We start from the raw sequence: 25,738 nt of genomic DNA, 5'->3' as shown, positions 1-25,738 counted from the left end.
ATGGGTTCTACCAGAGGTCACCTGGGTCTACGCTGAGCCGCCGTGATCCGGATCGTGCATCTCGACGCCGACGCCTTCCGCGCGCTCGCCGCCGGCGACGTGACCACCGCCGGGAAGGTCAGCCCCGTCGCCGTGTCCGCGTGGCTGGCCGGGCCCGACAACCGCGATGTCTGGCTGATGCGGCTGGGGCAGGCCCGCGACGACCCCGGCAGTGCGGCCTGGACGACCGGCATCGTCTGGGATCCCGTACGGGGAAAGGCTGTCGGCCGTGCCGGTTTCCACGCCCCGCCCGACGCCGCCGGCACGGTCGAGATCGGCTATGCCATCGACCCCGCCTTCCGCCGTCAGGGCTACGCGCGCGCGGCGCTGGAGGCGTTGCTCGCCCGGGCCCGCGACGAGCCTTCGGTGCGCCGGATCCGCGTGAGCATCAGCCCCGGCAACCTGGCCTCGCAGAACCTGGCGCTGCCCTACGGCTTCGCGAAGGTCGGTGAGCAGTGGGACGAGGAGGACGGCCTTGAGATCGTCTACGAGCTACCGGCCTAGCTGAGCGATCACCGCGGACAGGGCCTCGGCGCCGAGTTCGTGGGCCGTCTCGCCGGCGCGCGGGTCACGGGCGTGCAGGACGTGCAGCAACGGCGAGTGCGGGGTGCTCAGGTCGACCAGAGTGGCGCACGCCCCGCGTACCGCGCGCTCGGTGCCCGGAACACCCGTGAGGTCGACCCGCGTGATGACACCGGGAGTCACCCACACCGGCACCGATCCGAGCAGGCCGAACAGCTGCAGGTGGAAGTGGCCGGTCAGGATCAGCCGCACGTCGCTGCCGCGGATGGCCTCGGCCAGCGCCTCCGGGTCGAGCAGGCCCAGTTCGCGCTGCACCTCGACGCCGGGCAGGGCGATCGGCGGGTGGTGGAAGGCGAGCACCGTGCCGTTGGCGGCGGGCGTCGACAGTTCCCGGCGCAGCCAGGCCAGCTGGTCGTCGCCGAGCCGGCCGTACGCCTTGCCGGGCACCAGCGTGTCCAGCGTGATCAGGCGGAACCCGTCGACGTCGGTGGCCGCGACCAGGTCGTCGCCGAGCACCGACGCGAAGGCCGTGCGCTCGTCGTGGTTGCCCGTGGTGTAGAGGGCCGGAATGCCCCGCGCCTGCGCGAACCCGCCGACCAGGGCCCGCACGTCCGCATACGCCGAGACGCTGCCGTCGTCGGCGATGTCACCGGTGACGAGCACCGCGCTCAGCCCGGTGAGCCGTTCGCAGTCGGCCAGCATGCCGCGCAGCGATTCGCGGGAGTCGATGCCGTCGGCATTGGGGCCGGGCGCGGCGGTCAGATGGGTGTCCGACAGGTGCAGGATCCTCATCGGAGCAAGCTATCGAGGATCCCGCGCCCGCGAACGGTCCACGGCGATGCCGGTGGCCTGCTTACCGGTTCAGCTTCGTGCGCCAGTCGGCCGGCACGTTCCCGGCCGGGCCGGGCACGGGCTGGTCCTCGGGGCGGCTGGTGGCCGGCGCGAGCTGCGGACCGTTGCCCGCCTCCTGCGTCGTGAAGTCCCAATACCAGTCCTCGCCGGGCTCGAACGACTGGATGATCGGGTGGCCGGTCTCGCGCCAGTGGCCGGTGGCGTGCTGCGCCGGTGAGGTGTCGCAGCAGCCGATGTGCCCGCACTGGGCGCAGCGGCGCAGGTGGAACCACCACCCGCCGTTGTCGAGGCACTCGACGCAGCCGGTGCCGGAAGGGGGTACGTCGGGCTGGATCGCTTCGCTCGTCACGCGCAGAACCTACCCCAACTCCTCGGTCACGTCCGCGAACGTCCCGCCCAGCGCCTGCACGGCCTCGTCGGCGGACACCTGCAGCCCCACGCCGCGCTCGCCGGCGCCCAGGTTGATCGTCCGTCCCCGCGTACGGGAATCGGCTATCACGGGCCAGGCCCGGGCCGAGCCGAACGGGGTGATGGTGCCGCGCTCGTAACCGGTGGCCTGCTTGGCCGTGGCCGCGTCGGGCATGGAGAGCCGGTTGACGCCGAGCAGCGCGCGCAGCTTGGGCCACGAGATCGACCGGTCACCGGGCACCAGCACGAACACGTAGTCGTCGTCGGCGCGCCGGACGACGAGGGTCTTGACCAGGTCGCGGATCTCGACACCCTGGGCCGCGGCGGCCTCGGCGACGCTGCTGACCGGGCCGTGACTCAACAGCTTGAACGCCAGGCCGAGGGAGGTGGCCGCGGCTTCGGCGGGATTCGTCGACATGGGTCGAAAATAGCGTCAGGCCACACCCGGAGCGGGTGTGGCCTGGCCATTCTGTGACGGATCAGTCGTCGTCGCCGCGGTGGTCGCGCCAGTCGCGACCGCGGTCGCGCCAGTCCCGATCCTTCTCGACGGTCAGCTGCCAGTCGCCACGGTGACGGCCCCAGCGGACCAGGTCGCAGTCGTAGCTGTCCCACCGGTCACGACGTTCGCCGACCCGGCCGATCCATTCGCACTCGCGTCGTGTGTCGTAGTAACCGAAGGTCCACTCCCGGTCACGACGCGGCTGGTCAGCCGTGGTCGTGGCCGTGCGGGCCGCCGGGTCTGGTGCGGATGTCGACGCCATGGCCGGAGCGGCCCCGAGCGTCGCGCCCGTCATCAGGCTCAGTCCGACGAGTGTCAGAATCCGCGTTGCCGCTTTCATGGTTCACCCTTCCTCGAGCCGATTTGTGCACCCCCAGACCATCACGCCCGCTCGCCCGGCATGTGGCAATCACGGCCTTTCGGCCGTTCGGTGGAGGCAGGGGTGGATATCCGTCCCGAATACCGTGGCGAGACTGACGCCACGCTCGCGATATGCGACGCGCGCAGAGGGAATGGTGGTGTGCGGGAGCGGATTGATCCCAGAGCAGACCACAGACATTTTCGAGGAGCTGTCATGTCCAAGCGTCCCGAGCTCGAGCCCGGCCCTGACCACCCCATCACCATCACGCCGAGCACGGCCCACATCGTCGTGAAGGTGGGCGGCAAGGTGGTCGCCGACACCTACAGCGCGCAGACGCTGCAGGAATCGACCTACCCGCCGGTGCCGTACATCCCGATCGGCGACGTCGACCAGTCGCTGCTCGAGCGCACGTCGACGACGACCTACTGCCCGTACAAGGGGGACGCCACCTACTACTCGATCCCGGCCGGCGGCGAGAAGTCCGTCGACGCCATCTGGGTCTACGAGAACCCGCGCGAGGCCGTGGCCCCGATCAAGGACCACGTGGCGTTCTACCCCGACCGGGTCGACTCGATCGAGGTCACAGCCGCACCACAGTGAAACCACAGACCCGCGCGGCAGCGTGAGGCCGGTGCGTAGACGAACACTGTTGCTCAGCATGTCGGCGGCCGCGGCCGGGGGTCTCGCGGTCAAGGCGGGGCAGGCCTCGGCCGCCGGACGGACCGTGCTGTCGTCGACCAAGGCCTCGGCGCTGGCGCCGCAGCCGGTCACCCCGTACGAGCCCCGGCCGGGCCGCGCGCCCGCCGCGGTCCGGACCGTCGGGCGCCACGACTTCTCGTTCGCCCGCGACGGCCGGGCCCTGCCGACCCGCGTCTGGTATCCGATCGGCCCCGGCCCGTACCCCGTGGTGCTCTTCAGTCACGGGCTGCACTCGCGCCCCGACGACTACGCGGCATTGCTGGTCAGCTGGGCCCTGGCCGGGTTCGTGGTGGCCGCCCCGGCCTACCCGCACACCTCGCTCGGCTCGTCCCGGTTCAACGCCTACGACCTGGTCAACCAGCCGGAGGACGCGTCCGAGGTGCTCACCCGGGTCGTCGAGCGCAACACCTCCGGCGGCGGCCCGCTGCGCGGCAAGCTGGACACGAGCCGGCTGGCCGCGGCCGGGCACTCGGGCGGCGGCATCACCACGGCCGGCCTGTTCAGCGCGCACCGCGACGACCGCTTGTCGGCGGGCATCCTGATCGCCGGCACGGACTTCCTCGGTACGCCGTTCAGCGGGCCCGCCGCGGCCGTGCTGCTCGTGCACGGCCGCAAGGACACCTCGGTCAAGTACTCCGCGGCGCGCACGGTCTACGAGGCGGTGCCCTGGTCGCGAGCCATGCTGTCGATCACCGAGGGCGGCCACCAGACCACGAACGACGAGTTCGCCGCGGTCAGCGGGACCACTGCGGCCTTCCTGCGGTGGAGCCTCTACGGCGGCGCGCCCGCGCTGGAACCGGCCGCGGCTCAGGGCTCCGTGGCGACGCTCGACAACGAGCTCGCCTTGACCCCGGGGTCGATCTCGTAGGGCGTGTAGAGCGAGATCCGGTCGACCAGCCCGGCGAACCGTTCGCGCAGCGCGGCCCCGCCGGTCACCGCGAACGTGTCGAGCACCTCGTCGCTGATCAGCGCGGTCATCTCCGTCCAGGCCTGCCGCCGCGACAGCAGGTTGAGCTGATCGGCCAAATCGCCCCAGCCGTGCATGTCGAGCACCGCACGATAGGCGGGCGTGGAGGCGTAGAACGCGATCTGGCCCTTGACCGCCTGCTCGGCCCGCGACCGCTCGGCCTCGGTCTCGCCCAGCACGACCATGGCCGACAGGCAGACCGTGAAGTCGCCGAGGTCGCCGCCGCGGGCCTCGCGCAGTGCGGGCAGGGTGCGCTCGCTCAGGTAGGCGGCGCTGGTCAGCGGGTGCACGAGCAGACCGTCGGCGACGCGCCCGGCGGTCCTGGTCATGTGCTCCCCCACCGCGGCCACCAGGACAGGCGGATTCCCGTACGGGTTGGGACCGGGGTTGAAGAAGTCGGTCATCAGCGTGTGCCGGTAGAACTCGCCGCGGAAGGCCAGCCGCTCGCCGCCCCACGCCGCCCAGATGGCCCGCACCGCCCGCACGAACTCCTCCATGCGCGCGGCCGGCTTGCCCCACGGCATCGCGAACCGGCGCTCGATGTGCGCCTGCACCTGCGAGCCCAGGCCCAGCTGGAACCGGCCCCGGCTGATCAGCTGCAGGTCGTTGGCCAGCACGGCCACGTTCATCGGGTTGCGCGAGAACGCGACCGCGATGGCCGACTGCAGGGTGATGCGCTCGGTCGCGCGGGCAGCCAGGGTGAGCGCCGGGAAGACGTCGTGTTTCGTCTCGGCCGCGGCGAACCCGTCGTAGCCGTCCCGCTCGGCGGCCACCGCGGCCTCCTCGACTGCGATCGGCGTGGCCGCGACGTCGGCGGCGAAGTCAACCAGCATGCGTCAGCTATAGCACCTGCTGCCGGACCCACTTCACGCACGCCCGGTCGACGGTGGTGAACGGGACCCCGTACGCGTCCCGCGCGGCCTGGTCGAGCTCGTTGTCCTGCGTCAGCACGAGCCTGACAAAGGTGAAGAGCCGCTGGTCGCCGTACTTCTTGGCCATGCAGTCGACGGCCAGGTGGCTCAGGCCGTAGAAGGCGTCCCCGGCGCGGGCCGCCGCGCCGGGGCCCGGCTGGACCGGGATCATCGACGTGGCCGCCCGGCGGTTGAGGGCCCACCGCACGCTGGAGCGGCGCAGCGTCCTGGCGCCGCTCAACGGCCACCACCCGATGTATTCGGCGATGCCCTCGCTGAGCCAGGTGTCCTCGGCGGCGTCGGCCCGGTAGGCGCCGGACAGGGTCACGACGTGTCCCAGCTCGTGCTGCAGGGCCACCCGGAGCATGACCGGATTGTCGTCCAGCTCCTTCATCCGCAGCATGACGTCGATGCCGTGCATGTTGAGCGGGATGGCCAGGCCGATCGCCCAGTCGCTGTCCTCACCGCCGTACCACGAGCGCCACTGCGCCTCGCCGGCCAGATAGATGCGGTAGCGGGACTGCTGCGTGCCGATCAGGGCGGCGAACCGGTCGTCGACCCGCGCGGCGGCCTCGGCCAGCGGCAGCACCCGGTTCAGGTAGGCGCGCTGCGCGGGCGCCGCGAACAGCGTGACCCGGCTGCCACGCAACGCCACCAGCTCGCCGTTCTCCCACGGCGCGGGGCGGCGCGGGTCCTCGCTCGGCCCCGGCGCGGCGGCGCTGATCACGTACCGCCCGCCGGTCTCGCGCATGGTGAGGCGCTGCTCGATGTGCGGCGGTCCCTGCCAGTCGCTGCCCGTCTTGTCCGGGCACATGTCGGTGCCCAGGCAATAGTTGACCTCGGCCCGGAAGGACACCGCGGCCGGGTTGCCGCGGACCGGCTGCCCGACGCCGGTCTCGTAGTCGAACCGGGTCACGTCGAGCGCGCGCAGGGAGCGGAACATGTTGCGGTAGCGCGTTCTCAGCGGCGTGTCGACGGCGGCCAGCCAGCCCTGCTCGTCCCCGGCGATCAGCGCCTCGGCGTGCGCCTCCAGCGCGGCCACGGCCCGGTCGAACGGCGTGGCCGGCCGGTCCGCGGCGGTGCCGGGGCCGGCGGCGATCGCGACCCGGGGCCGTTCGGGTCGCGAGATCACCAGGCCGATCGTGAGGAGCAGAACGCCGATGACGAGCGTGGCGGTGAAAGCGCGGCGCATGGACGTCCCGTCTCGTCAGAGGCTGAGAGGGCATCCAACCAAACAGGCCACGGTGGAATCCATCCCCGTCACGACAATCCCTGACAGGCGCTACTCGATCACGCTCCGCTGCGCTACCCCCGGGTGGTCGCCGGCGCTGCGAAGAACGGCAGGCCGACGACGCGCACGGTCCAGCGGCGGGTGCCGTGGTTGCCGGCGCACGAGTCCTGCACCGCCACCCCGCTCTGGATCTGCAGGCACTTCCCGGTACGGGTGTTGACGACCTTGGCCGTGTCCCCCGGCGCGTCGCGCAGGCCCCAGCGGCGGGACGGGAGCGCGGCGCACGCCTGGAGCCCGGCCCGCGCCCCGGGGGTGGCGGTGCCGCCGGGCATGGCCAGGCAGCGGTTGTCCCGCACGCTGAGGATCTCGAACGTGCCGGTGGCGCCGACGGGCCGGAACCGCCACCGGTACGGGTCGGTGGTGGCGCACGGCAGCTCGGTGAGCCCGGCGGTGAGGCACCAGCGGCTGGCCGCGTTGATCAGCTGGAAGTCGAGCCCGACCAGGTCGGCGGGGGCGGCTTTCTCCGGCTTTCCCCGTACGGCGTCACCGCGGGGCGCGCCACTGATGTCTGCGCTCCCGCCTGCTCCCGTCGCGGCACCGGCTTCCGGCGCGTCGAGAACGACTGTCCGGCCCGACCGCCGCAACGCAGCGGCTGGGGCTGCCGTCGCACTCCCGGCGGCTGCCGTCGCACTCCCGGCGGCTGCCGTCGCACTCCCGGCGGCTGCCGTCGCACTCCCGGCGGCTGCCGTCGCACTCCCGGCGGCTGCCGTCGCTCGTTCCGCCGGAGGAGGCGAGGCGTGGGCGGCAGGGACGGGTGTGAGCAGGGCCGGGAGGGTGGCGGTGATCAGGGCCGTGAAGAAGGCGGAGCTGCGGCGCATGCCCGCCACCCTAACCGATTTGTCCTTATTGTCGGATGAGTGGGGTCCGGTCGAGCAGCGCCCGCAGTTCCTTGACCACCAGCTCCGGGGCCTCCTCGGCCATGAAGTGCCCGCACGAGACCGGCACGTGGTGCAGGTCGGGCGCCCACGCGCGCCACCGGGCGGCGGCGTCGAAGCCGAGCTGGGCGCCCCAGTCCTGTTGGAGAACGGTCACCGGCATCATGAGGGTGCGGCCGGCGGCGCGGTCCGCACGGTCGTGGTCGAGGTCGACGCCGGCCGAGGCACGGTAGTCCGCCACGATCGACGGCACCGCGGCGCGGCAGGCGTCCAGGTAACGGGCCCGCACGTCGGGCGGGACGGCGGCCGGGTCACGGATCCACAGATCGAGGAAGTAGCCGAAGAAGTCGTCGGCCGCGGCCGCGATCATGCGCTCGGGCAGGCCGGGCGGCTGGGCCATCAGATACAGGTGGAAGCCGACGGCCGCCGTCTCGCCGCGCAGGACGTCCCACATGTCCAAGGTCGGCAGCACGTCGAGCGAGGCCAGGTGGGTGACGTGGCCGGGGTGGTCGAGGCCGGCCCGGATCGCGACCAGCGCACCCCGGTCGTGCCCGGCCAGTGCGAACTGCTCGTGACCGAGCGCCCGGGCGAGGCGAACGATGTCGCGCGCCATCGTGCGCTTGGCGTAGCCGCCCGCCGGCTTGTCGCTCGCGCCGTAGCCGCGCAGGTCCGGGCAGATGACCGTGTGATCGGCGGCCAGGTCGGCGGCCACGTGCCGCCACATCAGGTGCGTCTGGGGGAAACCGTGCAGCAGGACGATCGGGCGGCCCGAACCGCTCACGCTCACGAACAGTTCGACGTCGTCGTCCACGCGCACCTTGTGTTGTTCAACCATGGCCCCAGCGTGCGACGGGCGAATGAGCAACCGATGAGCGCGCTGATCGAGACCCGCGGCGCGGCCGGCTCGTTCGTCGGCGCGGGCGGCGAGCAGGGACGCGAGACCGCCCGCCGGGCCGCCGCCGAGTACGCGGCAGTCATCGCGGCCCTCGGCATCGAGACCACCGAGGCCGTCCGCATCGTCCAGGCGGCGCTGACCCGGGGCGTTCCCGAGGCCGGCTGACCGGTGGGCGTTACGGTTGCCCGGTGACTGTCGGTTTCGGGGTGCTGGGCCCGGTCACGGCCTGGGACGAGCACGGCCGGCCGATCGCGCTCAAGGGGCCCCGGCATCGCGCCGTGCTGGCCCGGCTGATCGTGGCCCGGGGACGGGTCGTGCCGATCGGCCATCTGGTCGACGACCTGTGGACGGCGCCGCCCGAGGGTGCGGTCTCCGCCGTGCGCACCTTCGTGGCCGCCCTGCGGCGCGCCCTCGAACCCGGCCGCCCGCCCCGCACTCCCCCGGCCGTCCTGGTCACGGAAGGGCCGGGCTACGCGCTGCGCGCGACGGACGTCGACTCCTGGCGGTTCGAGCAGATGATGCACGAGGACGCGCACCGAGCGCTCAGTTTGTGGCGCGGTCCCGCGTACGCCGACTTCGCGACCGAGCCGTGGGCGCACGCCGAACGGTCGCGCCTGACCGAACTGCGCCTGCGCACGGTCGAGCTGCTCGCCGACGAGCGCATCGCGCGGGGCCGCTACGCCGAGGCGATCGCCGACCTGGACGCGCACGTGATCGAGCACCCGTGGCGCGAGGAGGCCTGGCGTCTGCTGGCCCTGGCCCTCTATCGCGACGACCGCCAGGGCGACGCCTTGGCCGTGCTGCGCAGCGCCCGCGACAAGCTGACCGGCCGGCTCGGCCTGGACCCCGGTCCCGCGCTGGCCCGGCTGCAGACCGACATCCTGCGCCGGGCCGACCACCTGAGACCGCCCGTGGGCCCGGCGGCGGCCGCCGAGCACATCTGGACGTCCGCAGCCGCCGATTACGACCGGATCGTGGCGGCGGGGGCACGGAAACGGCTCGACTCCACCGTCGGGTTGCTGCGCGACCTGGCTGTGACCGGGGGCGGCGGCCTGGAGGCGGCACGCGGACATCGGGTAGCCGCCATCGCCGCGGCGGAGGAACTGGGCGATCGGGTGCTGACCGCGCGCGTCATCGGGGCCTACGACGTGCCGGCGATCTGGACGCGTTCGGACGACCCCGAGCAGGCCGCGTTCATCGTGGCGGCGGCGCAACGCGCACTGCCCGGCCAGGAAGGGCCGGCCCGGGCCCGGCTGCTGGCGACCATCGCGCTCGAAACCCGTGGTGGCGACGGCGATGCGCACCGAGCGACGACGAACGCGCATGGGGACGCACATGCGTACGGGTGGGAATGCGCGCAGCAAGCGGTGGCGATCGCGCGGGGTCTGGACGATCCGGGGCTGCTGGCCTTCGCGCTCAACGGCCTGTTCATGCAGAGCTGCCGGCGGTGCGGGCTGGCGCCGGAGCGGGATGCAACCGGGGCCGAGCTCGTCGGGCTGGCGGCGCGGCACGGGCTGACGACGTACGAGGTCCTCGGGCACTTGATCCGGATGCAGGCGCGCGCGGGCGTGGGGGACCTCGCGGGTGCCGACGAGCATGCGGAGGCGGCCGATCGGCTGGCCGACGGGCACGAGCTTCCCCTCGTCGCGGTGTTCACCACGTGGTATCGCGCGATGCGGGAACCGTCGGAGGCGGCCTATCGGGCGGCCGCGACCACGTTGGACGGTGCGGGGATGCCGGGGCTGGCGGACGGGTTGCTGCCGCTCGCCCTGCTGTGTCTGGGCGTCGTGACCGACGAGAGCTTCGGACCGTACGAGCCGTGGGCCCGCCCGCATCTGCTGCTGGCCGCCGGGGACCGGGCCGGGGCCCGGGAGGCGCTGCGAGCGGTCCCGGACCCGCCGGCCGATCTGCTGTCGGAAGCGCTGTGGGCGCTCGTCGTGCGCGCCGCGCGCAGTCTGGACGACCGTTCGTTGCTCGGACGGGCGCGCAAGGCGCTGGAACCCGCGCGCGGGCAGATCGCCGGGGCCGGCAGTGGCGTGCTCAGCGCCGGCCCGGTCGACGACTACCTCTAGGCCCCCGTGCCCGTGTAGAAGGCATATGTGCGCTCGCCGGCTGCGCGGGCCGCCTGCGGATCGGTGCCGGCGGCGATCGACGCCTGCGCCCACAGGTCGCTGGATCGGCGCAGGAACGACCGGCCCTCCGGCGTCTCGTGCCAGGTCGCCATCTTCTCGGCGTCGGGGGCGGCGGACGGATCGGCCAGGTGGCGGGCCAGCCCGAGCAGGCCCATGTCCCAGCCCACTCCGGTCGCGCCGGGGCCGAACTGGTCCCACCACTCGTCGGCCACGTGGGCCACGTGCTCGAGCTCGAAGCGGGTGCCGTCGCCTGCGGGCGTCAGGCGCACCTCGATCCAGCTCACCTGGTCGGCGTACTCCCACGTGGCGGCGTACGAGGAAGGCTTGTCGCACTTGGTGATGGTGCCGCTCGCGTTGCCGGTGAGCTGATAGTGGCCGCCCTCCTTGAGCTCGCCCTCGACGGGCAGGAACCAGCGGGAGATGCGCTCGGGGTCGGTCACCACGTCCCACAGATCCTCGATGCCGGTCGGGTAGACCTGGCTGATCGTGGAGACGCGGGCCTCACCCGCCTCGAGCGTGCGGCTGCCCAGCGTGCGGCGGACCTGACTGATCTGGGTGTCGACGTCAATCATCAGTTCTTCCCTCGTCTGCGAGTCGTCGCTGTCTTTTGCCCCGGGCCACCTCGGTGGCCATGGCGGCCAGGTGAGGAGCCCAGAAGCGGCGGAACCGCGCGAGCCACGCGTCCGCCTCGCGCAACGCGGTGTCGTCGACCGCGTAGAGGCGGCGGGCCCCCTGCGGGCGCACGGTGGCGAAGCCGTTGTCGCGCAACACCTTGAGGTGCTGCGACACGGCCGGCTGCGAAATGCCGAACTCGGAGCGGATCACGGCGGTGACCTCCCCGGAGCTCTGCTCCCCCTCGGCGAGCAGCTCCAGGATGCGGCGCCGGACGGGATCGCCGAGAACATCGAACGCGTGCACGAGCCGTACGTTATCAGGCTCTTCTTATATAAGCTAGCGCTGATGTCGGTGGTTCCGCCGATGCCGAGTTCACCTTCATGCGGCATGCTGAGCGCACGTTCAGGCGCCGCCTGTGCGCAACGGGGAAGGGGAACCAGAGTGCCGGACGTGCGGGCCAACGGGATCGATGTGCGGTACGAGACGGTGGGCGACCCCGGCGATCCGGCGCTGCTGCTGATCATGGGGCTGGGGGCGCAGCTCACCGACTGGCCCGACGAGTTCTGCGCACAGCTGGCCGCACGCGGGTTCCACCTGGTCCGCTTCGACAACCGGGACGCCGGGCTGTCGACCGCCTTCGACAGCCTCGGTCAGCCCGACACCGCCGCCATCCTGCGCGGCGACCCGGCCACCGTGCCGTACCTGCTCAGCGACATGGCCGCCGACGCCGCGGGCCTGCTCAAGGAACTGGGCATCACCCGGGCCCACGTGGTCGGGGCCTCGATGGGCGGCATGATCGCGCAGCAGCTGACGATCGACCACCCCGGCCTGGTGGCCTCGCTCTGCTCGATCATGTCGACGACCGGCGACCGTACGGTGGGCCGGCCCACCCCGGAGGCGGCGGCCGCGCTCATGCGCCCGCCCGCCACCACACGCGAGGAGATCCTGGCCGGCGCGACGGCGACGTCCCGGGTGATCGGCTCCCCCGCCTACCCGGCGACCGACGAGTGGCTGCAGCAGCGGGCCGCCGCGAAATACGACCGCAGCTTCCGGCCCCGGGGCACCCAGCGCCAGTACGCGGCGATCATCGCCTCCCCCGACCGCACGGCCGCCCTGGGCGCGGTGACCGCCCCGACCCTCGTCGTCCACGGCGAGGCCGACCCGCTGATCGACGTCAGCGGCGGCCGGGCCACAGCGGCCGCCGTCCCGGGCGCCGAGCTGCTGGTCATCCCGGGCATGGGCCACGACCTGCCGCAGGCCCTGTGGCCGCAGATCATCGACGCCATCGCCACGAACGCGGCCCGCGCCGGGCAGTGACGCGGAGGCCTTCCGCGGACAGCGCCGGCGCCGGCGCCGGGGAGAATCGGGGCATGTATGTCATCCGGGAAAAGTTCTTCTCCGTCGGCGACGACTTCGACGTGCTGGACGAGCACGGCACCAAGGTGTTCCACGTCGACGGCAAGGTGCTCAGTGTCCGCGACAAGGTTGTGATCGAGGACCCGTCGGGGCAGGAGGTGGCGACGCTGCACCGGCACCTGGTGGCGCTGCGGCCGACGTACGAGATCCGGATCGGCGGTGAGAAGGCGGCCGAGGTCCGCAAGAAGCTGTTCACGCCGTTCCGCGAGAAGTTCACCATCGACGTGCCCGGGCCCGACGACCTGGAGATGAAGGGCAACCTGCTCGACCACGAGTACGTGATCGAGCGCGGCGGCGAGGAGGTGGCCGCGGTCTCCAAGCGCTGGCTGACGATCCGGGACACGTACGCGGTGCAGATCGCGGCCGGGATCGAGCCGTTGCTGATCATCGGGGCGGTGCTCGCCCTGGACCTGGCGCTGGAGCGCGAGAAGGACGAGAAGTCCGACGAATAGCATGATCAGCCTATGGAGCTGTGGGAGATCTTCGCGCTGCTGGGCGGCGGGCTGGCCGCGGGCACGGTCAACGCCGTCGCCGGTGGCGGCTCGCTGATCACGTTCCCGCTGCTGGTGGGTCTGGGGCTGCCCGGTGTCGCGGCCAACGTGAGCAACGCGCTGTCGGTGGCGCCGGGCTACGCGGCCAGCGCCGTGGCCAGCCGGCCCGACCTGACCGGGCAGGGCCGGCGGATCTGGTCGATCGTGCCGACCATCGTCGTGGGCACGCTCTGCGGCAGCTCGTTGCTGCTGTTCACGCCGCGGTCGGTGTTCGACGTCGTGGTGCCGTTCCTGCTGCTGCTCGCGGCCGCGATGATGGCCTTTCAGGACAGGCTGAAGGCACTGGCCGGGCGGCGGGCGGGTGGCGGCTCCACCCCGTACGTGCAGGTGGCCGTGTTTTTGAGCGGCCTGTACGGCGGCTACTTCAACGCGGCCATGGGGCTGCTGCTGATCGCCGCGCTGGCGCTGGTGCTGGAGGAGCCGCTGCGCCGGATCAGCGCGCTGAAGAACGTGTTCTCGGCCGTCGTCGGCGTCACGACGGTGCTCACCTACAGCGTCTTCGGGCCGGTGAACTGGGCCGTGGTCGCCGTGCTGGCCCCGGCCACGATCGTCGGCGGCGTCATCGGGGCCCGCATCGCCCGGCGCCTGCCGTCGGAGGTGCTGCGCTGGACGATCGTGGTGTTCGCGCTCGTCGTGGCGGTCATCCTCTTCGTGGTGTGACGCTGCTGCATAGGTCCCGGTGCGCGGGCTCCGTCGTGCGCCACGCCATCGACGGGTCGGCTGGTGGGCCTTGCCCGCGCCGCTCAGAAGCGCTCGTACGGGCGGTCCTTGTCCAGGGCGGTCACGTCGAGACGGACGCGGCCCTCGGTGATGTCGGTGACCCGCCGCGCCATCGTGTGCCACTGGGCGCGGCTCAGGGCGCCCGCGTCGACCAGGTGACGGCGATGGTCGCCCGGACCTTCGGCGTAAAGGGCGACGGCGCTGTCGTAGGTGGCGGTGTCGAGGTAGAGGGAAGTCACTGAGGACCAGGGCAGTGCATGAAGCTGCCGCCAGCTCTGGGCGAACCCGAAGCCGGGCAGCTCGACGATGATGGCGGTGGCGCTGAGGGTCACCCGCGGGTGGTTCGGTCCGTGGCCGAACGTTTCCGGCTGCGGCTGCGGCTGCGGCGGCGGGGTCGGGGCCGGGCTGACGGCTGCGGGTTCCGCGGCGTTCCGGTGCACAGGGGCTGAACTCGTGGGGCGCAAGGCGTAGGTCAGTGCGACGATCGCGGTCGAGAGCAGGAGCGCTCCCGCCACCCAGATGAGGTCCATGTGTGCTCCCGGGGTGCGCTTGCCTCGAACGTCGCAGACGATGTCGCTGTTGGCAATACCGTGGACGGGGCTCCGCCGTACGGGCGCGGCCGGGGTTTATGGTTCTTGCTCGTCGAAGGGCCGACGGGAGACGCATGAACGACGACGACCGGTGGATGAGCCGTGCGGTGGAGCTGGCTCGGCGGTCGCCCCGGTCGTCGGCGGCGTTCGCGGTGGGGGCCGTGATCGTGGGCGCGGACGGGGCGGAGATCGCGAGCGGGTGGTCGCGCGATGTGGATCCGCTGGTGCATGCGGAGGAGTCGGCGCTGCTGCGGGCCCGCGGCGATCTGACCGGGGCTACGCTCTACAGCAGTCTGGAGCCGTGCTCGAAGCGGGCCAGCCGGCCGGAGGCGACGTGCGCGAGCCTGATCATCGCGGCGGGGATCTCGCGGGTGGTGATCGCGTGGCACGAACCCGATGTGTTCGTGACGTGTGAGGGTGTGGCGCTGCTGACGGCGGCGGGGGTCGACGTGGTGGAGATGCCGGAGTTCGCGGAGCGGGCGCGGGCCGTCAACAGTCATCTGCTGCCGGCCCGCACCACGCCGCGGTCTACTCGAAGAGCTTGGCCGCGGTGATCACGGTTTGGACGATGCCGTAGCCGAGCAGGACGGCCACCAGCAACCAGGACACAACCAGGCGGGCGCTCATGCCGCGGGCTCCTTCTCGAGTGGCGTGGCCGGTTCGTGGTACTGCGACGGCACCGGCCGGATCAGCAGGTTGGCGATGAAGCCGACGGCCAGCACCCCGACCATCGTGAACAGGGCGGGCTGGTAGGCCGAGGAGGTCAGCGTGCCCGGCTTACCCTCGGCGTCGAGGAAGCCGTTGATGATCAGAGGGCCGGCCACGCCCGCGGCCGACCAGGCGGTGAGCAGGCGGCCGTGGATGGCGCCGACCTGGTAGGTGCCGAAGAGGTCACGCAGGTAGGCCGGGACCGTGGCGAAGCCGCCGCCGTAGAACGACAGGATGACGCCGGCCAGCAGCACGAACAGGGCCGTCGCGGCGTCGCCGACGACCGCCAGCAGCAGATAGAGGACCATGCCGACGCCCAGGTAGACCATGTAGATGGGCTTGCGGCCGATCACGTCGGAGGTGGACGACCAGGCGAACCGGCCGGCCATGTTGAACAGCGAGAGCACGCCGACGAAACCGCCCGCGGCGGCCACGCTGACGGCGGAGGTGCCGTTGTCGCGGAAGAAGTCCTGGATCATCGGGCTGGCCTGTTCGAGGATGCCGATGCCCGCGGTCACGTTGCAGAACAGAACGATCCAGAGCAGCCAGAAGGACCGGGTCTTGATCGCGTTGGCGGCCGACACGCTGGCCGTGGTGACCAGCGGCTTCTCCTTGACCGAGGCCGGGTCCCAGCCGTCGGGCCGCCAGGTGTCGGCGGGCACGCGCATGTTGGCCACGCCGAACATCATGATGACGAAGTACGCGATGCCGAGCGTCAGGAACAGCGCCACGAGCGCTCCGCCGGACGCGACCGAGGTGGCCACGTTGGGGTCGTAGCCGTCGTCGTAGAACGACAGCAGTTGGCGCGAGGCGGGGCTGGCGATCAGCGCGCCGCCGCCGAAGCCCATGATGGCCAGGCCGGTGGCCAGGCCGGGACGGTCGGGGAACCACTTGATCAGCGTGGACACCGGCGAGATGTAGCCGATGCCCAGACCGATGCCGCCGATCACGCCGTAGCCGAGGTAGACCAGCCACAGCTGCTTGGTGGCGATGCCGAGGGCGCCGATCAGGAAGCCGGCCGCCCAGAAGCAGGCCGACACGAACATGGCTTTGCGCGGGCCGTTTTTCTCGACCCAGGTGCCGCCGACGGCCGCGGACAGGCCGAGCATGACGATGGCGATGCTGAAGATGATGCCGATCGCGGTTTGCGACGTTTCAAAGTGGGAGACGAACGAGTTCTTGTAGACGCTGGTCGCGTAGACCTGGCCGATGCACAGATGCACCGACAGGGCGGCCGGCGGGATCAGCCAGCGGCTGAAACCGGGCGGCGCCACGGAACGTTCACGGTCGAGCCTGCTGAGGAACGGCAAAGCGCCTCCCTACCCGGACGGGACGAATCGATCTTCATCGTCGACCCTGCCGAGTGGCCCGGCAACTTGAGACTCAAACCTTTCGGACGTCTCGACGGACGAGCCGGCGCTCAGCGGGCGTCAACGAGCCGAGCGCCATACGTCAGACGCGCGCCGACGGTGACAGCCACTGCTCGCGGGGCGGCTGGCGGCGGCGATGTCGACGATTCGGCGGCGCCGGTCGCGGTCGTTGGCGCGGCGTTCCAGCACGCCCATGCGGCTCAGGTCGCCGACCAGCAGGCTCACCGTCGTCGGGGCGACCTCAAGCGTGCGGCCAGCTCGTTCACGGTCTGCGGCCGTCGAAGATCATCAGCGCGAACAGGTTCAGGTGGCGCGGGGCCAGGTCGAGTCCCGCGAGCTGGGCCGGCGGCGGGGTGCGCTTGGCCCGGCCGACCAGCCGCGGCATGAGCAGGAACAACTCGCGAACGTCGTCGTCCGGTGTCGACACTCCACCGCGGGTGGAGTCCGGGATTTGACCCGTCAGCACGTGGCAGACGCCACGCTGGGCCCCTTGCACTCGGACGCACAACGCCGGCCCGGTTGCCGGGCTGCACCGTCAACCGCCGACCCCGGCGTCCATCGCACTCTCCACGCGACGGTCACCGCTGGACCCAGGGCGACGTTCATTCACGTTGCCGGCATTGCGTAAGGTAGTCGAATCACTCCATCCTGTAGTGCTGGCTACTGCGAAGGAGTGACGTTGTCGCAGCCAAGTTCGCCGACGGACACCGCCGTAACGGAACTCACCACCGGACTGATCACCTACGTGAGGGCTCTGCTCAGCAGGTCTCCGCAACAGCAAGTACGCAACGCCATCGGCGGTAACGACCATGTCTGGCTCCATGCATACCGACAGCACCTGCAGGCGGAAAATCCGAGATGCCTGGTTGAGATCGAGTTTCTGCCGGCTGCCGGACCGCCTGTGCCTCCAGCCGAACTCGCCGGGTGGATCACAGAGCTGCCGGACGATCCCGCCGGACCCGTACCCACGCTGATACCCGACGAGAACACCGAGACGACCCCGACCGTAAGACGGACATATGCGGCCTGGCTGGCGCAGTGGCGCTCCTGGGCTCAGGAGGAAAAGCAGGCAGCATCCGCCCGCGACGCATACACGCAGCTCGAGCGGCTTGGCCGCAAGACGGAGCAACTGGCCGACACACACGAGCTCGTCCTCGGCGTAGGCCTACTTACCGTTGCTGCCGAAGGCGTCTGGACCGTCTACCGGCACCTGCTGACCATCGATGCAGCAATCGTCGTCGACCCGGACAGTGACGCTGTACGAGTTGAACTGCCGCTGAATCTGCGGATCCGCCGTGAGGACCAGGATTTCCTGGCGGGCATGACACCGTTCCACCGGGAACGAGCTTCGTCGGCGCAGTTCGACACTGCGTTGGAGGACCTGGAAGGTCCGCTGTCACCGGCGCTCGACGCCTGGTTGCAGAGGTGGGGACGCAATTGCTGGACGCCGGCCCTCACCCCGGCGACGGACCAGTGGACGCAGCCCGAGGGTGCCGACGTCGCCGAGGCGAAGCTCTGCCTGGCCCCGGCACTCATCCTGCGGCGCCGCGACCGAGGTGGCCTCGCCGATTTCTACGACCGGATCGGTGAGGACCTCCGCCGGCCTGGCGCAACGGCGCCGGTGGGCCTGGCCCAGCTGGTCGTGGCCCTGCACCCGGAGCAACGGCTCCGCTGGCTGAGCGAGACCAGCGTCGCGACAGCAGCCCCGCCCGACGCCGACCCGCTGCTGCCCCTGGCGGCCAACGACGAGCAACGCGATGTGTTGCACGTCCTACGTCACGACACAGCTGCGGTCGTTCAGGGGCCACCCGGTACCGGCAAGACCCACACGATCGCCAACCTCATCTGTGCCCTGCTGGCGGACGGGCATCGCATCTTGATCACCAGCCAGAAGAGCCAAGCCCTGCAGGTATTACGGAAGAAGTTGCCGGAGGCGGTACAGGACCTGTGTGTACTCATGAGTGGACTGCAGCGCGGCGGGATCGACGAACTCGATCGGAGCATCACCCGGCTCTCCGACCTACAAGCCTCGACCAACCTGGACCGCTTGCGACAGGAGATCGAGGAGCTCCGCCACGAGCGGACGCGCCTGCAGGGCCATATCCGGCGAGTGATGGCCGACCTGCACACCGTGCGTGGTCAGGAGTACGCCTACCATCCCGTGGCCGCCGACCGCTACGCCGGAACCCTGCGCGATCTGGTGTCAGCGATCCGGGCCGACCGCGAGCGGCACGAGTGGATCGGCGACCTGCCGGCCGGTGCCGATGCTCGCTCCCCCATCAGCGACGACCAGGCCCTGACCCTGCTACGGCTGCTCCGCGACGCGGCGCCAGAACGGGCAGCCCGCAACGACCAGGTGCTACCGGACGATCATGAGCTCGTCGGCGTCAACGAACTGGTGGATGCCGTCGCCGACATCACCGCAGCAGCGAACCATCTCGGCGCGGACGCGGACCTAGCCGGTACGTTGGTGGATCTCGACCCGCAGGTCCTGGACCAGCTGCGGCGCCCGATCGATGACGCCGCCGATGCCCTGGCCGCGGGTGGCCTGGGCGAACTGACCGCTACCTGGGACGACACAGACTGGCGGCTCCCTGCCGTGCAGGCCCTGTTCAGCCGCCGTAATCCCGCTTACTGGCAGGCACTGTTCGACGAGGTTTCCCATGCGCTGCAGCACGATGATGTCGTGGCGGCCGCCACCGGTCCCGAGGTCAGCATCGAACCGGCGCCGGCATCCGGCGCTGACCGGGCCCGGCTGCTCGGACAGGCCAGGCGATTGCACGACTACCTCGCTCGAGGCGGCCGGATCCGTCGATGCCTACCCGCGCAGGAGCAGGCCGAAGCCGCAGAGTTCCTCCGCGCCTGCCTTGTTTCCGGCGCTACCCCGACCACCCATGCCCGCGTTGCCGCCGCCATCACCTATCTTCATGCCGAGACTGTCATCACCGCCGCTCTGGACGAATGGTCCGGCAAAGGGGTGCCTGTCGCGGCCGGCAATCTTCGCCAGCGCATTGCTCAGCTACGCGACATCGACAGCAGCGTGCAAGCAACCAAGGCGCTGATCACTGCCCGTGAGACCGTTGAGGCGATACTGCGCGGTGCTGGGGTACGCCATCACCTGCGAACAGCCGCGCACTGGGACGCTGTCGTACGTGTCGTACGCGCGACGCCGCTCATGACCAGGGCCCGCCTGGGGCGTCGCCTACTCGCCGAGGCAGTGCGTAACCTCACCGCTCTCGCCCGGCACCCCGCCGCCGCCCCGGAGACAGCCCTGCTGGCTGCGGCCATCTCGGGGCAGGATGCCGCCGCCTACACCGCTGCTCGCGATCAGCTGGCGGCCGCCCGCCGCGACCAGCGCGCGGAACAGCAGTACCGCATGCTGATGAGCAAACTGAGCGCGGCACATCCCGAACTGGCGACCAGACTCTGCAGCACCGCCCTGCACCCGCACTGGCCCAGCCGCCTCGCCGGCCTCGAAGCCGCTTGGTCGTGGGCGGCAGCCTGCGCCTACCACCGCCTCGTGCAGCGCATGGACAGCGAACGTGACTACGAGCAAGCCCTGGCCCAGGCGGAACTGCAGCTGAGCACCGTCACCGGCCGCCTCGCCGGCAAGCAGGCGCTGTGGCACTGCCTAACTCGCATCACCCCCGAACAGCGACAGGCTCTGCAGGCCTACCGCAGCCACGTCGCCCGCTACGGCAAGGGACACAGCAGCCAAAAACACCGCCAGAGCGCAGCCATCCGTGACGCAATGAAGTCCGCCCAGGCCGCAGTGCCCGCGTGGGTCATGCCGTTGACCGTTGTCGCCGAAACCCTCCCCAGGGAGCCTGGAACCTTCGATGTGGTTATCGTCGATGAAGCCAGCCAGGCCGGGCTCGATGCGATCTTCCTTCTCTGGCTGGCGCCTCGAATGATCGTCGTCGGCGACGACAAGCAATGCGCACCACCACCGGGCAGCGACCTGGAGGACGCTGCTGCCCTACGCGATCGGCATCTGGCAGCTCTGCCACCCCGGCTGCGCGAAGGCTTCGAGCCCGGAATGAACTTGTACGAGCTGCTCGCAGCTCGTTTCCCGAAAGTCATCAGGCTCTCGGAACACTTCCGCAGCATGCCCGAGATCATCGGCTGGTCGTCAAACCTGTTCTACGATCGCCGGCTCGTCCCACTGCGCCAGTTCGGCGCCGACCGCCTGCAACCTCTCAAGGTCGTCACGATCGACGACGCTGTCACCGAGGGCAGCACGGACCTCCGCAATCGCAGTGAGGCCGAAGCCATCGCCGACACCGTCCAGAAACTCGTCGACGACCCCGCCAACAGCAAAATGACCATCGGCGTGATCACCCTCGCCCAGGGCAACCGGCAAGCCACCCTTATCGAGAATCTGATCGGCGAACGGGTCGATCCGGCTGTGGCACGCCGGCACCGGATCCAGGTCGGGCAGCCGCCCGACTTCCAAGGCGACGAACGCCACATCATTCTGCTGTCGATGGTCGTCGCGCCCGCCCGGAACCGCGCCCGCGTCCCTCTGACCACGCGCACACACCAGCGGCGGTTCAACGTCGCCGTCACCCGCGCCCGCGATCAGCTCTGGCTGTTCACTTCCGTGCGGCCCAGCGATTTGAAGACCGACGACCTGCGGCACATGCTGCTGACGTACATGTTGCATCCGCCCGCGACGCTCGAGCCCGACTCACGGCACGACGACACCACCCGCGATGCGCGCCGGCCTCCGTTCGAAAGCCTGTTCGAGCAGCGGGTGTTCCTCGATCTGCGTAGCCGGGGCTTCGACGTCCTGCCGCATTACGCGGTCGGCCGCCACTACCTCGACCTGGTCGTGGTAGGCGACCGCGGCCGCCTGGCGGTCGAGTGTGAAACACCGGACAAGCGGGCCACGCCGGAGCAACTCCGCGAACGTCTGTACCGCGAACGCGAGCTGCGGCGCGCCGAATGGCAGCTTCACCGCATCCGCGAAAGCCAATACCTGGTCGACCCCGCCAATGCTCTGGAGCCGTTGTGGCAGCGCCTGCACGACCTGCAGATCGAACCGAGAACGTTGGCGCCTGCTGCGGCGGAGGCGGTCCACTGGACGCCCGGGGTCCTGTCCGATGACGAAGACGACAGTTAAGGAGAACAAGGTGCTCGAAGGCCTCGACGACAACACCCTTGACGGCATCGCCCGGGTGGCGTGCGGCGGCGACGACTTCCCCGTTTATCGCAGTACCGCCGACCTCCGCAAACTGCTACAACAGGCGCGGTGGGAGAACGTTGGCGCCCACGACGGCGTCACACCGCGCCGCGCATGGTTCACCGCGCAGCTCCGCTCCCGCAGCAACACACCGGGCGCCGTCGAGGCCGTGGTGCTGCGTCTGGTGGATCCCCGCGAGTACCTGAACCGGAACGAACCGCTAGCCGCCGCGGAGATCAGCGATCTCCTCAATCCGCTGCTCATCGCCGAAGGCTTCGAGATCACCCACCATCACGGTAAGCCCCGTATCCGTGCCTACGAACCGGCCTCCGGGCAAGGCGAGGACCCGGCCGACACTCAGTTGCACGTGGCGATGGCCGACATCGTCCGCGACCCCGATCTCGCCGCGGTTCTCGAGCAACGACTCACCGAAGCTCGCATCTGCCGCCGCAACGGTGCCTACACCAGCGCCGTCATCATGCTCGGGAGCCTCTTGGAAGGCATCCTTCTGGACGCCGTCACCACCCGGCTGCCGAACAGCACCACCCCGGCCAACAGATGGATGCTCGATCTGCTGATCAAGACCGCACGGGAGCACCGTTGGATCCAGTCCGACGTCCATGACTTCGGCGGCGTCCTGCGCCAATACCGCAACATGGTCCACCCACAAGCGCAGATTCGCCGGGGCGACGCGCCGGACGAAGACACCATGCGCATCTGCTGGCCCGTGATCAGCGCGGCACTCAACGATCTGGCCACCACGGCCCCGTGACCCCGTACAGGGCGCCGAGGCTCGTAGGCGGGATCGCGGGCGGAGTTCCCAGCGACCAGCACGGACATGAAACGCCGCCAGCCGTTGGTCTTGACCTTGACGTCCGGGGCGGCCCGGCCCACCGCGTCGACGACGTCGGTCATGCCCCGGCCGGACAGCACCAACCACGAACGGACTCATGGCGGACGACTAGATCAGGTCGTCGCCGTCGGTGCCCGCCGATCTCGGCCATTCGCCCAGCGGCACCCGATACCGGGCCAGCGGCGCCCGCAGCCGCAGGTCGCCCGAGGTCAGGTTCATCCGATAGATCAGCCGGGCCGACACCCGCCAGGCCAGCGGGATCGCGACCACCAGGAACAGCGTCTCGACCCACCAGGCGGTGGCGTCGATGAACAGGGCCAGGATCGGCCAGGCGATCGAGGCCGCCACCATCACCGGATGATCAGCGCTGCCCATCGATACCGGTAGGTCATGGACCTGCACTACCCATCTGGGTCGTCCTTGACCCGGGCCACCAGCTGGGTCGGGTTGACGAAACGCAGCGCGATCACCGGCAGCACCAGCATCGACGACGTGTAGAGGACGGCCATCGCGTCGACCGACTGCTGGGCCCGGATCCCGGCCGCCGACATCGAGTAGTAGAGGGCCACCAGGGTCTGCGAGTCGGGCCCGGCGGTCAGGAAGGTCAGCTCGAACATGCCGACCGTGCGCACCAGTACCAGGATCGACGCGGCCCGGATGCCCGGCACCAGCAGGGGGGGCCAGGATGCGGGCGAAGATCTGCCAGGTGCGGGCGCCGCACATGCGGGCGGCGCGCTCGACGGACTGGTCGATCTGCTCGATGAACGGGGTCATGGTCAGGATGACGAACGGGATCGACGGCACCAGGTTGGCCAGCACCACCCCGGCCAGGTGCCCCGCGAAGCCGTACTTGTAGAGCTCGGTGGCCAGCGGAATCCCGTACGTGATGGGTGGCATCAGGATCGGCAGCAGGAACAGCAGGTAGACCAGGCGGCGGCCGGGAAAAGACCTGCGGGCGAGGACGTACGAGGCGGGCACGCCGACCAGCACAGAGCTTATGGCTGGTCCCGCCCCCGCGCCCTCGGCGGCGTCACCCTGGCCACCGGCGTCCCACTGCTGGGCGTGGGCGCGCTGCTGTGGTCACTCGGCCTGGAACGCGCCCTGACCGTCTGGAACGACCAGCTGGCCCTGCTGCCGTGGGGCCCGCACCGTATCCTCGGCATCGTCACCTACCTCGGCATCCCACCGTCCCTGCCGCTATGGCTGATCGGTGCCGGCGGCATCGTGTGCGCGTCAGCTGCGGGCTTGCTGCTGGCCCGGGGCCGCCGTCCTACGCCTCCCGCAGCTTGACGAACTGCAAACCTGGCACGTCGGCGGTAGAAGCGAGGATCTCTCCCAGCAGAACGTCATCGTCGGTGGTGGGCAGGATGATGACCGTGGCGCCGGACGGCAATTCGCTCCACAGTTCATCCATGACCGGCGTCGTCACGACGCACCGACCGGGCCTCAGGGCGCCCAGAGCCGCCCGGCGCTCGGCGCGCGACGTCGAAGCACTGACGCTCGCCGCCGGCTGCATCCCCGCCCGTCCGAGGGCGTCCGCAGCGTAGACCATGTCCGCTGTCGTCGGCGCTACGACAAGCGAAGGGCTGGACACCCTGGACGCGAGGCGCACGGTCCGGACGAGAATCGCGAGTCGATCATCGTCCGCCAGGAAATCCTCGATCGCATCCAGCACGGTCCATAGCTCGTTGCCGGCATCACCGTTCTTCTCGGCGCGTCCGGCCAAGCGGAGCATTTGCGCGTGCAACGAGGGCAAGCTGACGCTTTGGTAGAGCCGTTGATCGGGCGTACGTGGAGCATCGTTCCTCAGCAGGGCCAGAGCCGCCTTCCGGAGATCAACCTCATGCGGAGTCAGGGTGAAAGACATCACCGTCACGGCACGAGAAGGCTGACGAAGCTGATTTGGTAAGACGGACGCCAGGACCGGCCATCCCGCCCAGGCGTCTTGCTGTCCCGTCGTGAGCAGAGCGATCACGCTCCTCGCGCGAGCCAGGACCGCCAGATCGTCCGCCCCGGGTGACTTCGGGCCGTCCAAAATCACCAGGCCGGGGCGCACATCGGCGAGAGCCTGCCGGCTCGGACCGTTCCTGAGGCGCTCGTAAGTGGTGATGAGGACGCCCTGCCGCGGCGAGGACGGATTTTCCAGTAAAGCCAACGCCGCTGAGGCTCGATTCACCAAGCGGACATCGACCGCCAGGTCCGAGAGACGAGCCTCCCATTGGGCGGCCATGACCAATGACCCCGTCACCACCAGAACAAGCGACGTGGGGGCGATCTCGGCCAGGTACGTCACCATCGCGGTGCGGATTCCTGCCCCTGTCGGTGCCACCACCACACCGTTGGCGGGACGCGAAGGGTCGCGGAGACGCTCGAGCAGATCCTGCTGATGCGCCCATAGATACCTCACCGGCCACCGCCGTTCATGATGGTGCGCCGCCGCAGCCAGGCCGTGACGTCCTTGAGGCTTTGCAACTCCTCCAGGGAGATCTCCGCGCGGAAGTGAAACACTTTGTTCCGGATCTCACGGACCGGGTCAAGCGTGACCTTGACGATCCCCCTGTTCTTGCCGAATTGATGCCGGAAATGCCGTCCGAAATTCGAGTCCTGCAAGAGAACCGTGAGCAACTGGCTCCACGTAAGGTTCTCGAGGAGAGCCTCTGCGATCCCGGAACCGGACGGCAGCGACACCGTGATGCAGGCGGAAAGTTCCTCCGGCGAACAACTGGACCTCATCAGGTCTCGCACACCCAACTCGATGTCCCGCAACAGCAGGAACGGCTGAGTGCGCCACCACAGGAAGTTGTTGAGGTCGGCGGCGGTGACAATGGCGAGCAACTGCTCCTCATCGCCCACCAGAACAGCGTTGTCGGCCGCCAGGGAGTCCAGGACCTTCTCCACCTGTTCCGACGGCAGGACGAATCGCAGGTCCTCCACCAAGTCGTCGACCGGTGCGATCAGCGGATTGCCCGACGCGACATGATGCATCCCTAGGGCGAGGGAACGGTGGCTGAAGACCCCGATGACCAGCCCGGCCGCCGTCGTGACGGGCAGCTGATCGATATTGCGGGACCGCATCGTGTGCAGGGCATCCCCAACCGCTGTCCCCACAGGAACCGCCACGATCTCCTGGTCGTCCGGAACGAGTTCGCGAACGCGGGCGAACCTGACAGGCGTCTTCGCCACGACCGCAGAACCGATCGAATCTGCCGTTGACGCACTGACCACTCGACGATCCTTGCAGGGCAACGATCGCTTCGTCCATCCGGCACGGTCACGTGC

General features: G+C 70.2%; 29 protein-coding genes and 2 pseudogenes. 12 read left to right on the top strand and 19 right to left on the bottom strand.

Annotation, left to right across the window (positions count from 1 at the left end):
• The first annotated feature begins 42 nt into the window (after positions 1-42).
• Complete coding sequence (locus tag BKA14_RS08535) at positions 43-543, top strand: GNAT family N-acetyltransferase (RefSeq protein ID WP_239092391.1); 501 nt, start codon at positions 43-45, stop codon at positions 541-543.
• On the opposite strand, the gene BKA14_RS08530 is transcribed toward BKA14_RS08535, so the two are convergent.
• From BKA14_RS08530 to BKA14_RS08515, 4 genes are all read right to left on the bottom strand, one after another.
• A complete protein-coding gene (locus BKA14_RS08530) occupies positions 532-1,353 on the bottom strand; it encodes a metallophosphoesterase family protein (protein ID WP_184950362.1) in 822 nt (273 codons plus the stop codon). The genes BKA14_RS08535 and BKA14_RS08530 overlap by 12 nt on opposite strands.
• Before the next feature lie 61 nt (positions 1,354-1,414).
• A complete protein-coding gene (locus BKA14_RS08525) occupies positions 1,415-1,762 on the bottom strand; it encodes a UBP-type zinc finger domain-containing protein (RefSeq protein ID WP_184950361.1) in 348 nt (115 codons plus the stop codon).
• 9 nt (positions 1,763-1,771) lie between these two features.
• A complete protein-coding gene (locus tag BKA14_RS08520) occupies positions 1,772-2,239 on the bottom strand; it encodes an aminoacyl-tRNA deacylase (RefSeq protein WP_184950360.1) in 468 nt (155 codons plus the stop codon).
• 61 nt (positions 2,240-2,300) lie between these two features.
• Complete coding sequence (locus BKA14_RS08515) at positions 2,301-2,660, bottom strand: hypothetical protein (RefSeq protein WP_184950359.1); 360 nt, start codon at positions 2,658-2,660, stop codon at positions 2,301-2,303.
• Positions 2,661-2,894: 234 nt separating this feature from the next.
• On the opposite strand from BKA14_RS08515, the gene BKA14_RS08510 reads away from it, so the two are divergent.
• Both BKA14_RS08510 and BKA14_RS08505 read left to right on the top strand, forming a co-directional pair.
• The gene (locus tag BKA14_RS08510) at positions 2,895-3,281 is read left to right on the top strand and encodes a DUF427 domain-containing protein (RefSeq protein ID WP_184950358.1); all 387 of its coding nucleotides are present in this window, start codon (positions 2,895-2,897) and stop codon (positions 3,279-3,281) included.
• A 31-nt stretch (positions 3,282-3,312) separates the two neighbouring features.
• Positions 3,313-4,248, top strand: coding sequence for an alpha/beta hydrolase family protein (locus BKA14_RS08505; RefSeq protein ID WP_184950357.1), 936 nt, complete (start codon positions 3,313-3,315; stop codon positions 4,246-4,248).
• Here BKA14_RS08505 and BKA14_RS08500 read toward each other — a convergent pair.
• The 4 genes from BKA14_RS08500 to BKA14_RS08485 all read right to left on the bottom strand — a co-directional run bounded on the left by BKA14_RS08500 (position 4,188) and on the right by BKA14_RS08485 (position 8,259).
• Entirely contained in the window at positions 4,188-5,180 is a 993-nt protein-coding gene (locus tag BKA14_RS08500) for a TIGR03617 family F420-dependent LLM class oxidoreductase (RefSeq protein WP_184950356.1), read from the bottom strand. The genes BKA14_RS08505 and BKA14_RS08500 overlap by 61 nt on opposite strands.
• A 7-nt stretch (positions 5,181-5,187) precedes the next feature.
• On the bottom strand, positions 5,188-6,450 hold the full coding sequence (locus tag BKA14_RS08495) for a hypothetical protein (protein WP_184950355.1): 1,263 nt from the start codon (positions 6,448-6,450) through the stop codon (positions 5,188-5,190).
• Positions 6,451-6,563: 113 nt separating this feature from the next.
• Positions 6,564-7,133: an RICIN domain-containing protein gene (locus BKA14_RS08490; RefSeq protein WP_184950354.1), complete on the bottom strand. Its 570-nt coding sequence runs from the start codon at positions 7,131-7,133 to the stop codon at positions 6,564-6,566.
• Between the two features lie 259 nt (positions 7,134-7,392).
• The gene (locus tag BKA14_RS08485; RefSeq protein WP_184950353.1) at positions 7,393-8,259 is read right to left on the bottom strand and encodes an alpha/beta fold hydrolase; all 867 of its coding nucleotides are present in this window, start codon (positions 8,257-8,259) and stop codon (positions 7,393-7,395) included.
• A 33-nt stretch (positions 8,260-8,292) separates the two neighbouring features.
• Between BKA14_RS08485 and BKA14_RS08480 the strand changes: the two genes are divergently transcribed.
• Together BKA14_RS08480 and BKA14_RS45670 are read left to right on the top strand one after the other, a co-directional pair.
• Positions 8,293-8,484 carry a hypothetical protein gene (locus BKA14_RS08480; RefSeq protein WP_184950352.1) on the top strand — a complete coding sequence of 64 codons (192 nt, stop codon included), beginning with the start codon at positions 8,293-8,295 and terminating at the stop codon, positions 8,482-8,484.
• Between the two features lie 23 nt (positions 8,485-8,507).
• Positions 8,508-9,191 (top strand): annotated as a pseudogene (locus BKA14_RS45670) (AfsR/SARP family transcriptional regulator); the annotation flags it as partial.
• A gap of 1,196 nt (positions 9,192-10,387) precedes the next feature.
• On the opposite strand, the gene BKA14_RS08470 reads toward BKA14_RS45670, so the two are convergent.
• Positions 10,388-11,023 carry an SRPBCC family protein gene (locus BKA14_RS08470; protein WP_184950350.1) on the bottom strand — a complete coding sequence of 212 codons (636 nt, stop codon included), beginning with the start codon at positions 11,021-11,023 and terminating at the stop codon, positions 10,388-10,390.
• Complete coding sequence (locus BKA14_RS08465; RefSeq protein ID WP_184950349.1) at positions 11,016-11,369, bottom strand: ArsR/SmtB family transcription factor; 354 nt, start codon at positions 11,367-11,369, stop codon at positions 11,016-11,018. The genes BKA14_RS08470 and BKA14_RS08465 overlap by 8 nt, the downstream gene beginning before the upstream one ends.
• Before the next feature lie 147 nt (positions 11,370-11,516).
• Between BKA14_RS08465 and BKA14_RS08460 the strand changes: the two genes are divergently transcribed.
• Genes BKA14_RS08460 through BKA14_RS08450 form a run of 3 tightly spaced genes read left to right on the top strand, consistent with a single transcriptional unit; the run spans position 11,517 to position 13,693 of the window.
• Positions 11,517-12,383 (top strand): alpha/beta fold hydrolase, encoded by an 867-nt coding sequence (locus tag BKA14_RS08460; protein WP_239092393.1) that lies wholly within the window; start codon positions 11,517-11,519, stop codon positions 12,381-12,383.
• A gap of 53 nt (positions 12,384-12,436) precedes the next feature.
• On the top strand, positions 12,437-12,934 hold the full coding sequence (locus tag BKA14_RS08455; RefSeq protein WP_184950347.1) for an LURP-one-related/scramblase family protein: 498 nt from the start codon (positions 12,437-12,439) through the stop codon (positions 12,932-12,934).
• Positions 12,935-12,946: 12 nt separating this feature from the next.
• The gene (locus BKA14_RS08450; RefSeq protein WP_184950346.1) at positions 12,947-13,693 is read left to right on the top strand and encodes a sulfite exporter TauE/SafE family protein; all 747 of its coding nucleotides are present in this window, start codon (positions 12,947-12,949) and stop codon (positions 13,691-13,693) included.
• An 83-nt stretch (positions 13,694-13,776) separates the two neighbouring features.
• Here BKA14_RS08450 and BKA14_RS08445 read toward each other — a convergent pair whose 3' ends face one another.
• Entirely contained in the window at positions 13,777-14,283 is a 507-nt protein-coding gene (locus BKA14_RS08445; RefSeq protein ID WP_184950345.1) for a hypothetical protein, read from the bottom strand.
• A gap of 134 nt (positions 14,284-14,417) precedes the next feature.
• On the opposite strand from BKA14_RS08445, the gene BKA14_RS08440 reads away from it, so the two are divergent.
• A complete protein-coding gene (locus tag BKA14_RS08440; RefSeq protein ID WP_184950344.1) occupies positions 14,418-14,897 on the top strand; it encodes a deaminase in 480 nt (159 codons plus the stop codon).
• Here the strand turns inward: BKA14_RS08440 and BKA14_RS45665 are convergent.
• The 3 genes from BKA14_RS45665 to BKA14_RS43135 form a co-directional block, all read right to left on the bottom strand.
• Positions 14,872-14,970 carry an MFS transporter small subunit gene (locus tag BKA14_RS45665; protein WP_438861872.1) on the bottom strand — a complete coding sequence of 33 codons (99 nt, stop codon included), beginning with the start codon at positions 14,968-14,970 and terminating at the stop codon, positions 14,872-14,874. The two genes, BKA14_RS08440 and BKA14_RS45665, sit on opposite strands and share 26 nt — an antisense overlap.
• Positions 14,967-16,361, bottom strand: a complete 1,395-nt coding sequence (locus tag BKA14_RS08435; RefSeq protein WP_184950343.1) for an OFA family MFS transporter — start codon at positions 16,359-16,361, stop codon at positions 14,967-14,969. Before BKA14_RS08435 ends, BKA14_RS45665 begins: the two co-directional genes overlap by 4 nt.
• Positions 16,362-16,683: 322 nt before the next feature.
• On the bottom strand, positions 16,684-16,887 hold the full coding sequence (locus BKA14_RS43135; RefSeq protein ID WP_203721923.1) for a hypothetical protein: 204 nt from the start codon (positions 16,885-16,887) through the stop codon (positions 16,684-16,686).
• Between the two features lie 207 nt (positions 16,888-17,094).
• Here BKA14_RS43135 and BKA14_RS08425 point away from each other — a divergent pair, with 207 nt between their 5' ends.
• Together BKA14_RS08425 and BKA14_RS08420 are read left to right on the top strand one after the other, a co-directional pair.
• The gene (locus BKA14_RS08425) at positions 17,095-21,546 is read left to right on the top strand and encodes an AAA domain-containing protein (RefSeq protein WP_184950342.1); all 4,452 of its coding nucleotides are present in this window, start codon (positions 17,095-17,097) and stop codon (positions 21,544-21,546) included.
• Positions 21,527-22,378 carry a hypothetical protein gene (locus BKA14_RS08420; RefSeq protein ID WP_184950341.1) on the top strand — a complete coding sequence of 284 codons (852 nt, stop codon included), beginning with the start codon at positions 21,527-21,529 and terminating at the stop codon, positions 22,376-22,378. Before BKA14_RS08425 ends, BKA14_RS08420 begins: the two co-directional genes overlap by 20 nt.
• Positions 22,379-22,567: 189 nt before the next feature.
• Here the strand turns inward: BKA14_RS08420 and BKA14_RS08415 are convergent, their stop codons facing one another.
• The 3 genes and pseudogenes from BKA14_RS08415 to BKA14_RS43720 form a co-directional block, all read right to left on the bottom strand.
• A complete protein-coding gene (locus BKA14_RS08415; RefSeq protein WP_184950340.1) occupies positions 22,568-22,810 on the bottom strand; it encodes a hypothetical protein in 243 nt (80 codons plus the stop codon).
• Positions 22,811-22,860: 50 nt separating this feature from the next.
• Positions 22,861-23,091, bottom strand: a complete 231-nt coding sequence (locus BKA14_RS43725) for an ABC transporter permease subunit (protein ID WP_239092438.1) — start codon at positions 23,089-23,091, stop codon at positions 22,861-22,863.
• Positions 23,092-23,191: 100 nt separating this feature from the next.
• Positions 23,192-23,437: pseudogene (locus BKA14_RS43720) on the bottom strand (ABC transporter permease); the annotation flags it as partial.
• A gap of 84 nt (positions 23,438-23,521) precedes the next feature.
• On the opposite strand from BKA14_RS43720, the gene BKA14_RS08405 reads away from it, so the two are divergent.
• Positions 23,522-23,749: a hypothetical protein gene (locus tag BKA14_RS08405; RefSeq protein ID WP_184950339.1), complete on the top strand. Its 228-nt coding sequence runs from the start codon at positions 23,522-23,524 to the stop codon at positions 23,747-23,749.
• Here the strand turns inward: BKA14_RS08405 and BKA14_RS08400 are convergent.
• Together BKA14_RS08400 and BKA14_RS08395 are read right to left on the bottom strand one after the other, a co-directional pair.
• Entirely contained in the window at positions 23,730-24,755 is a 1,026-nt protein-coding gene (locus BKA14_RS08400; protein WP_184950338.1) for a DEAD/DEAH box helicase family protein, read from the bottom strand. The genes BKA14_RS08405 and BKA14_RS08400 overlap by 20 nt on opposite strands.
• Before the next feature lie 107 nt (positions 24,756-24,862).
• Positions 24,863-25,684, bottom strand: a complete 822-nt coding sequence (locus BKA14_RS08395) for a CBS domain-containing protein (protein WP_184950337.1) — start codon at positions 25,682-25,684, stop codon at positions 24,863-24,865.
• Positions 25,685-25,738 lie beyond the last annotated feature (54 nt).

The sequence above is a fragment of the Paractinoplanes abujensis genome, from assembly GCF_014204895.1.
GTDB lineage: Bacteria > Actinomycetota > Actinomycetes > Mycobacteriales > Micromonosporaceae > Actinoplanes > Actinoplanes abujensis.
The sequence above is the reverse complement of the archived record's forward strand: the minus strand, read 5'-3'. Positions and strand labels throughout refer to the sequence as shown.

Bases quoted from the DNA above. Each gene is read 5' to 3' on its own strand.
- BKA14_RS08530 (WP_184950362.1), bottom strand. From the start codon at position 1,353: ATGAGGATCCTGCACCTGTCGGACACCCATCTGACCGCCGCGCCCGGC.
- BKA14_RS08520 (WP_184950360.1), bottom strand. From the start codon at position 2,239: ATGTCGACGAATCCCGCCGAAGCCGCGGCCACCTCCCTCGGCCTGGCG.
- BKA14_RS08515 (WP_184950359.1), bottom strand. From the start codon at position 2,660: ATGAAAGCGGCAACGCGGATTCTGACACTCGTCGGACTGAGCCTGATG.
- BKA14_RS08510 (WP_184950358.1), top strand. From the start codon at position 2,895: ATGTCCAAGCGTCCCGAGCTCGAGCCCGGCCCTGACCACCCCATCACC.
- BKA14_RS08500 (WP_184950356.1), bottom strand. From the start codon at position 5,180: ATGCTGGTTGACTTCGCCGCCGACGTCGCGGCCACGCCGATCGCAGTC.
- BKA14_RS08495 (WP_184950355.1), bottom strand. From the start codon at position 6,450: ATGCGCCGCGCTTTCACCGCCACGCTCGTCATCGGCGTTCTGCTCCTC.
- BKA14_RS08485 (WP_184950353.1), bottom strand. From the start codon at position 8,259: ATGGTTGAACAACACAAGGTGCGCGTGGACGACGACGTCGAACTGTTC.
- BKA14_RS08480 (WP_184950352.1), top strand. From the start codon at position 8,293: ATGAGCGCGCTGATCGAGACCCGCGGCGCGGCCGGCTCGTTCGTCGGC.
- BKA14_RS08470 (WP_184950350.1), bottom strand. From the start codon at position 11,023: ATGATTGACGTCGACACCCAGATCAGTCAGGTCCGCCGCACGCTGGGC.
- BKA14_RS08455 (WP_184950347.1), top strand. From the start codon at position 12,437: ATGTATGTCATCCGGGAAAAGTTCTTCTCCGTCGGCGACGACTTCGAC.
- BKA14_RS08450 (WP_184950346.1), top strand. From the start codon at position 12,947: ATGGAGCTGTGGGAGATCTTCGCGCTGCTGGGCGGCGGGCTGGCCGCG.
- BKA14_RS08445 (WP_184950345.1), bottom strand. From the start codon at position 14,283: ATGGACCTCATCTGGGTGGCGGGAGCGCTCCTGCTCTCGACCGCGATC.
- BKA14_RS08440 (WP_184950344.1), top strand. From the start codon at position 14,418: ATGAACGACGACGACCGGTGGATGAGCCGTGCGGTGGAGCTGGCTCGG.
- BKA14_RS45665 (WP_438861872.1), bottom strand. From the start codon at position 14,970: ATGAGCGCCCGCCTGGTTGTGTCCTGGTTGCTGGTGGCCGTCCTGCTC.
- BKA14_RS08420 (WP_184950341.1), top strand. From the start codon at position 21,527: ATGACGAAGACGACAGTTAAGGAGAACAAGGTGCTCGAAGGCCTCGAC.
- BKA14_RS08415 (WP_184950340.1), bottom strand. From the start codon at position 22,810: ATGGTGGCGGCCTCGATCGCCTGGCCGATCCTGGCCCTGTTCATCGAC.
- BKA14_RS08400 (WP_184950338.1), bottom strand. From the start codon at position 24,755: ATGGTGACGTACCTGGCCGAGATCGCCCCCACGTCGCTTGTTCTGGTG.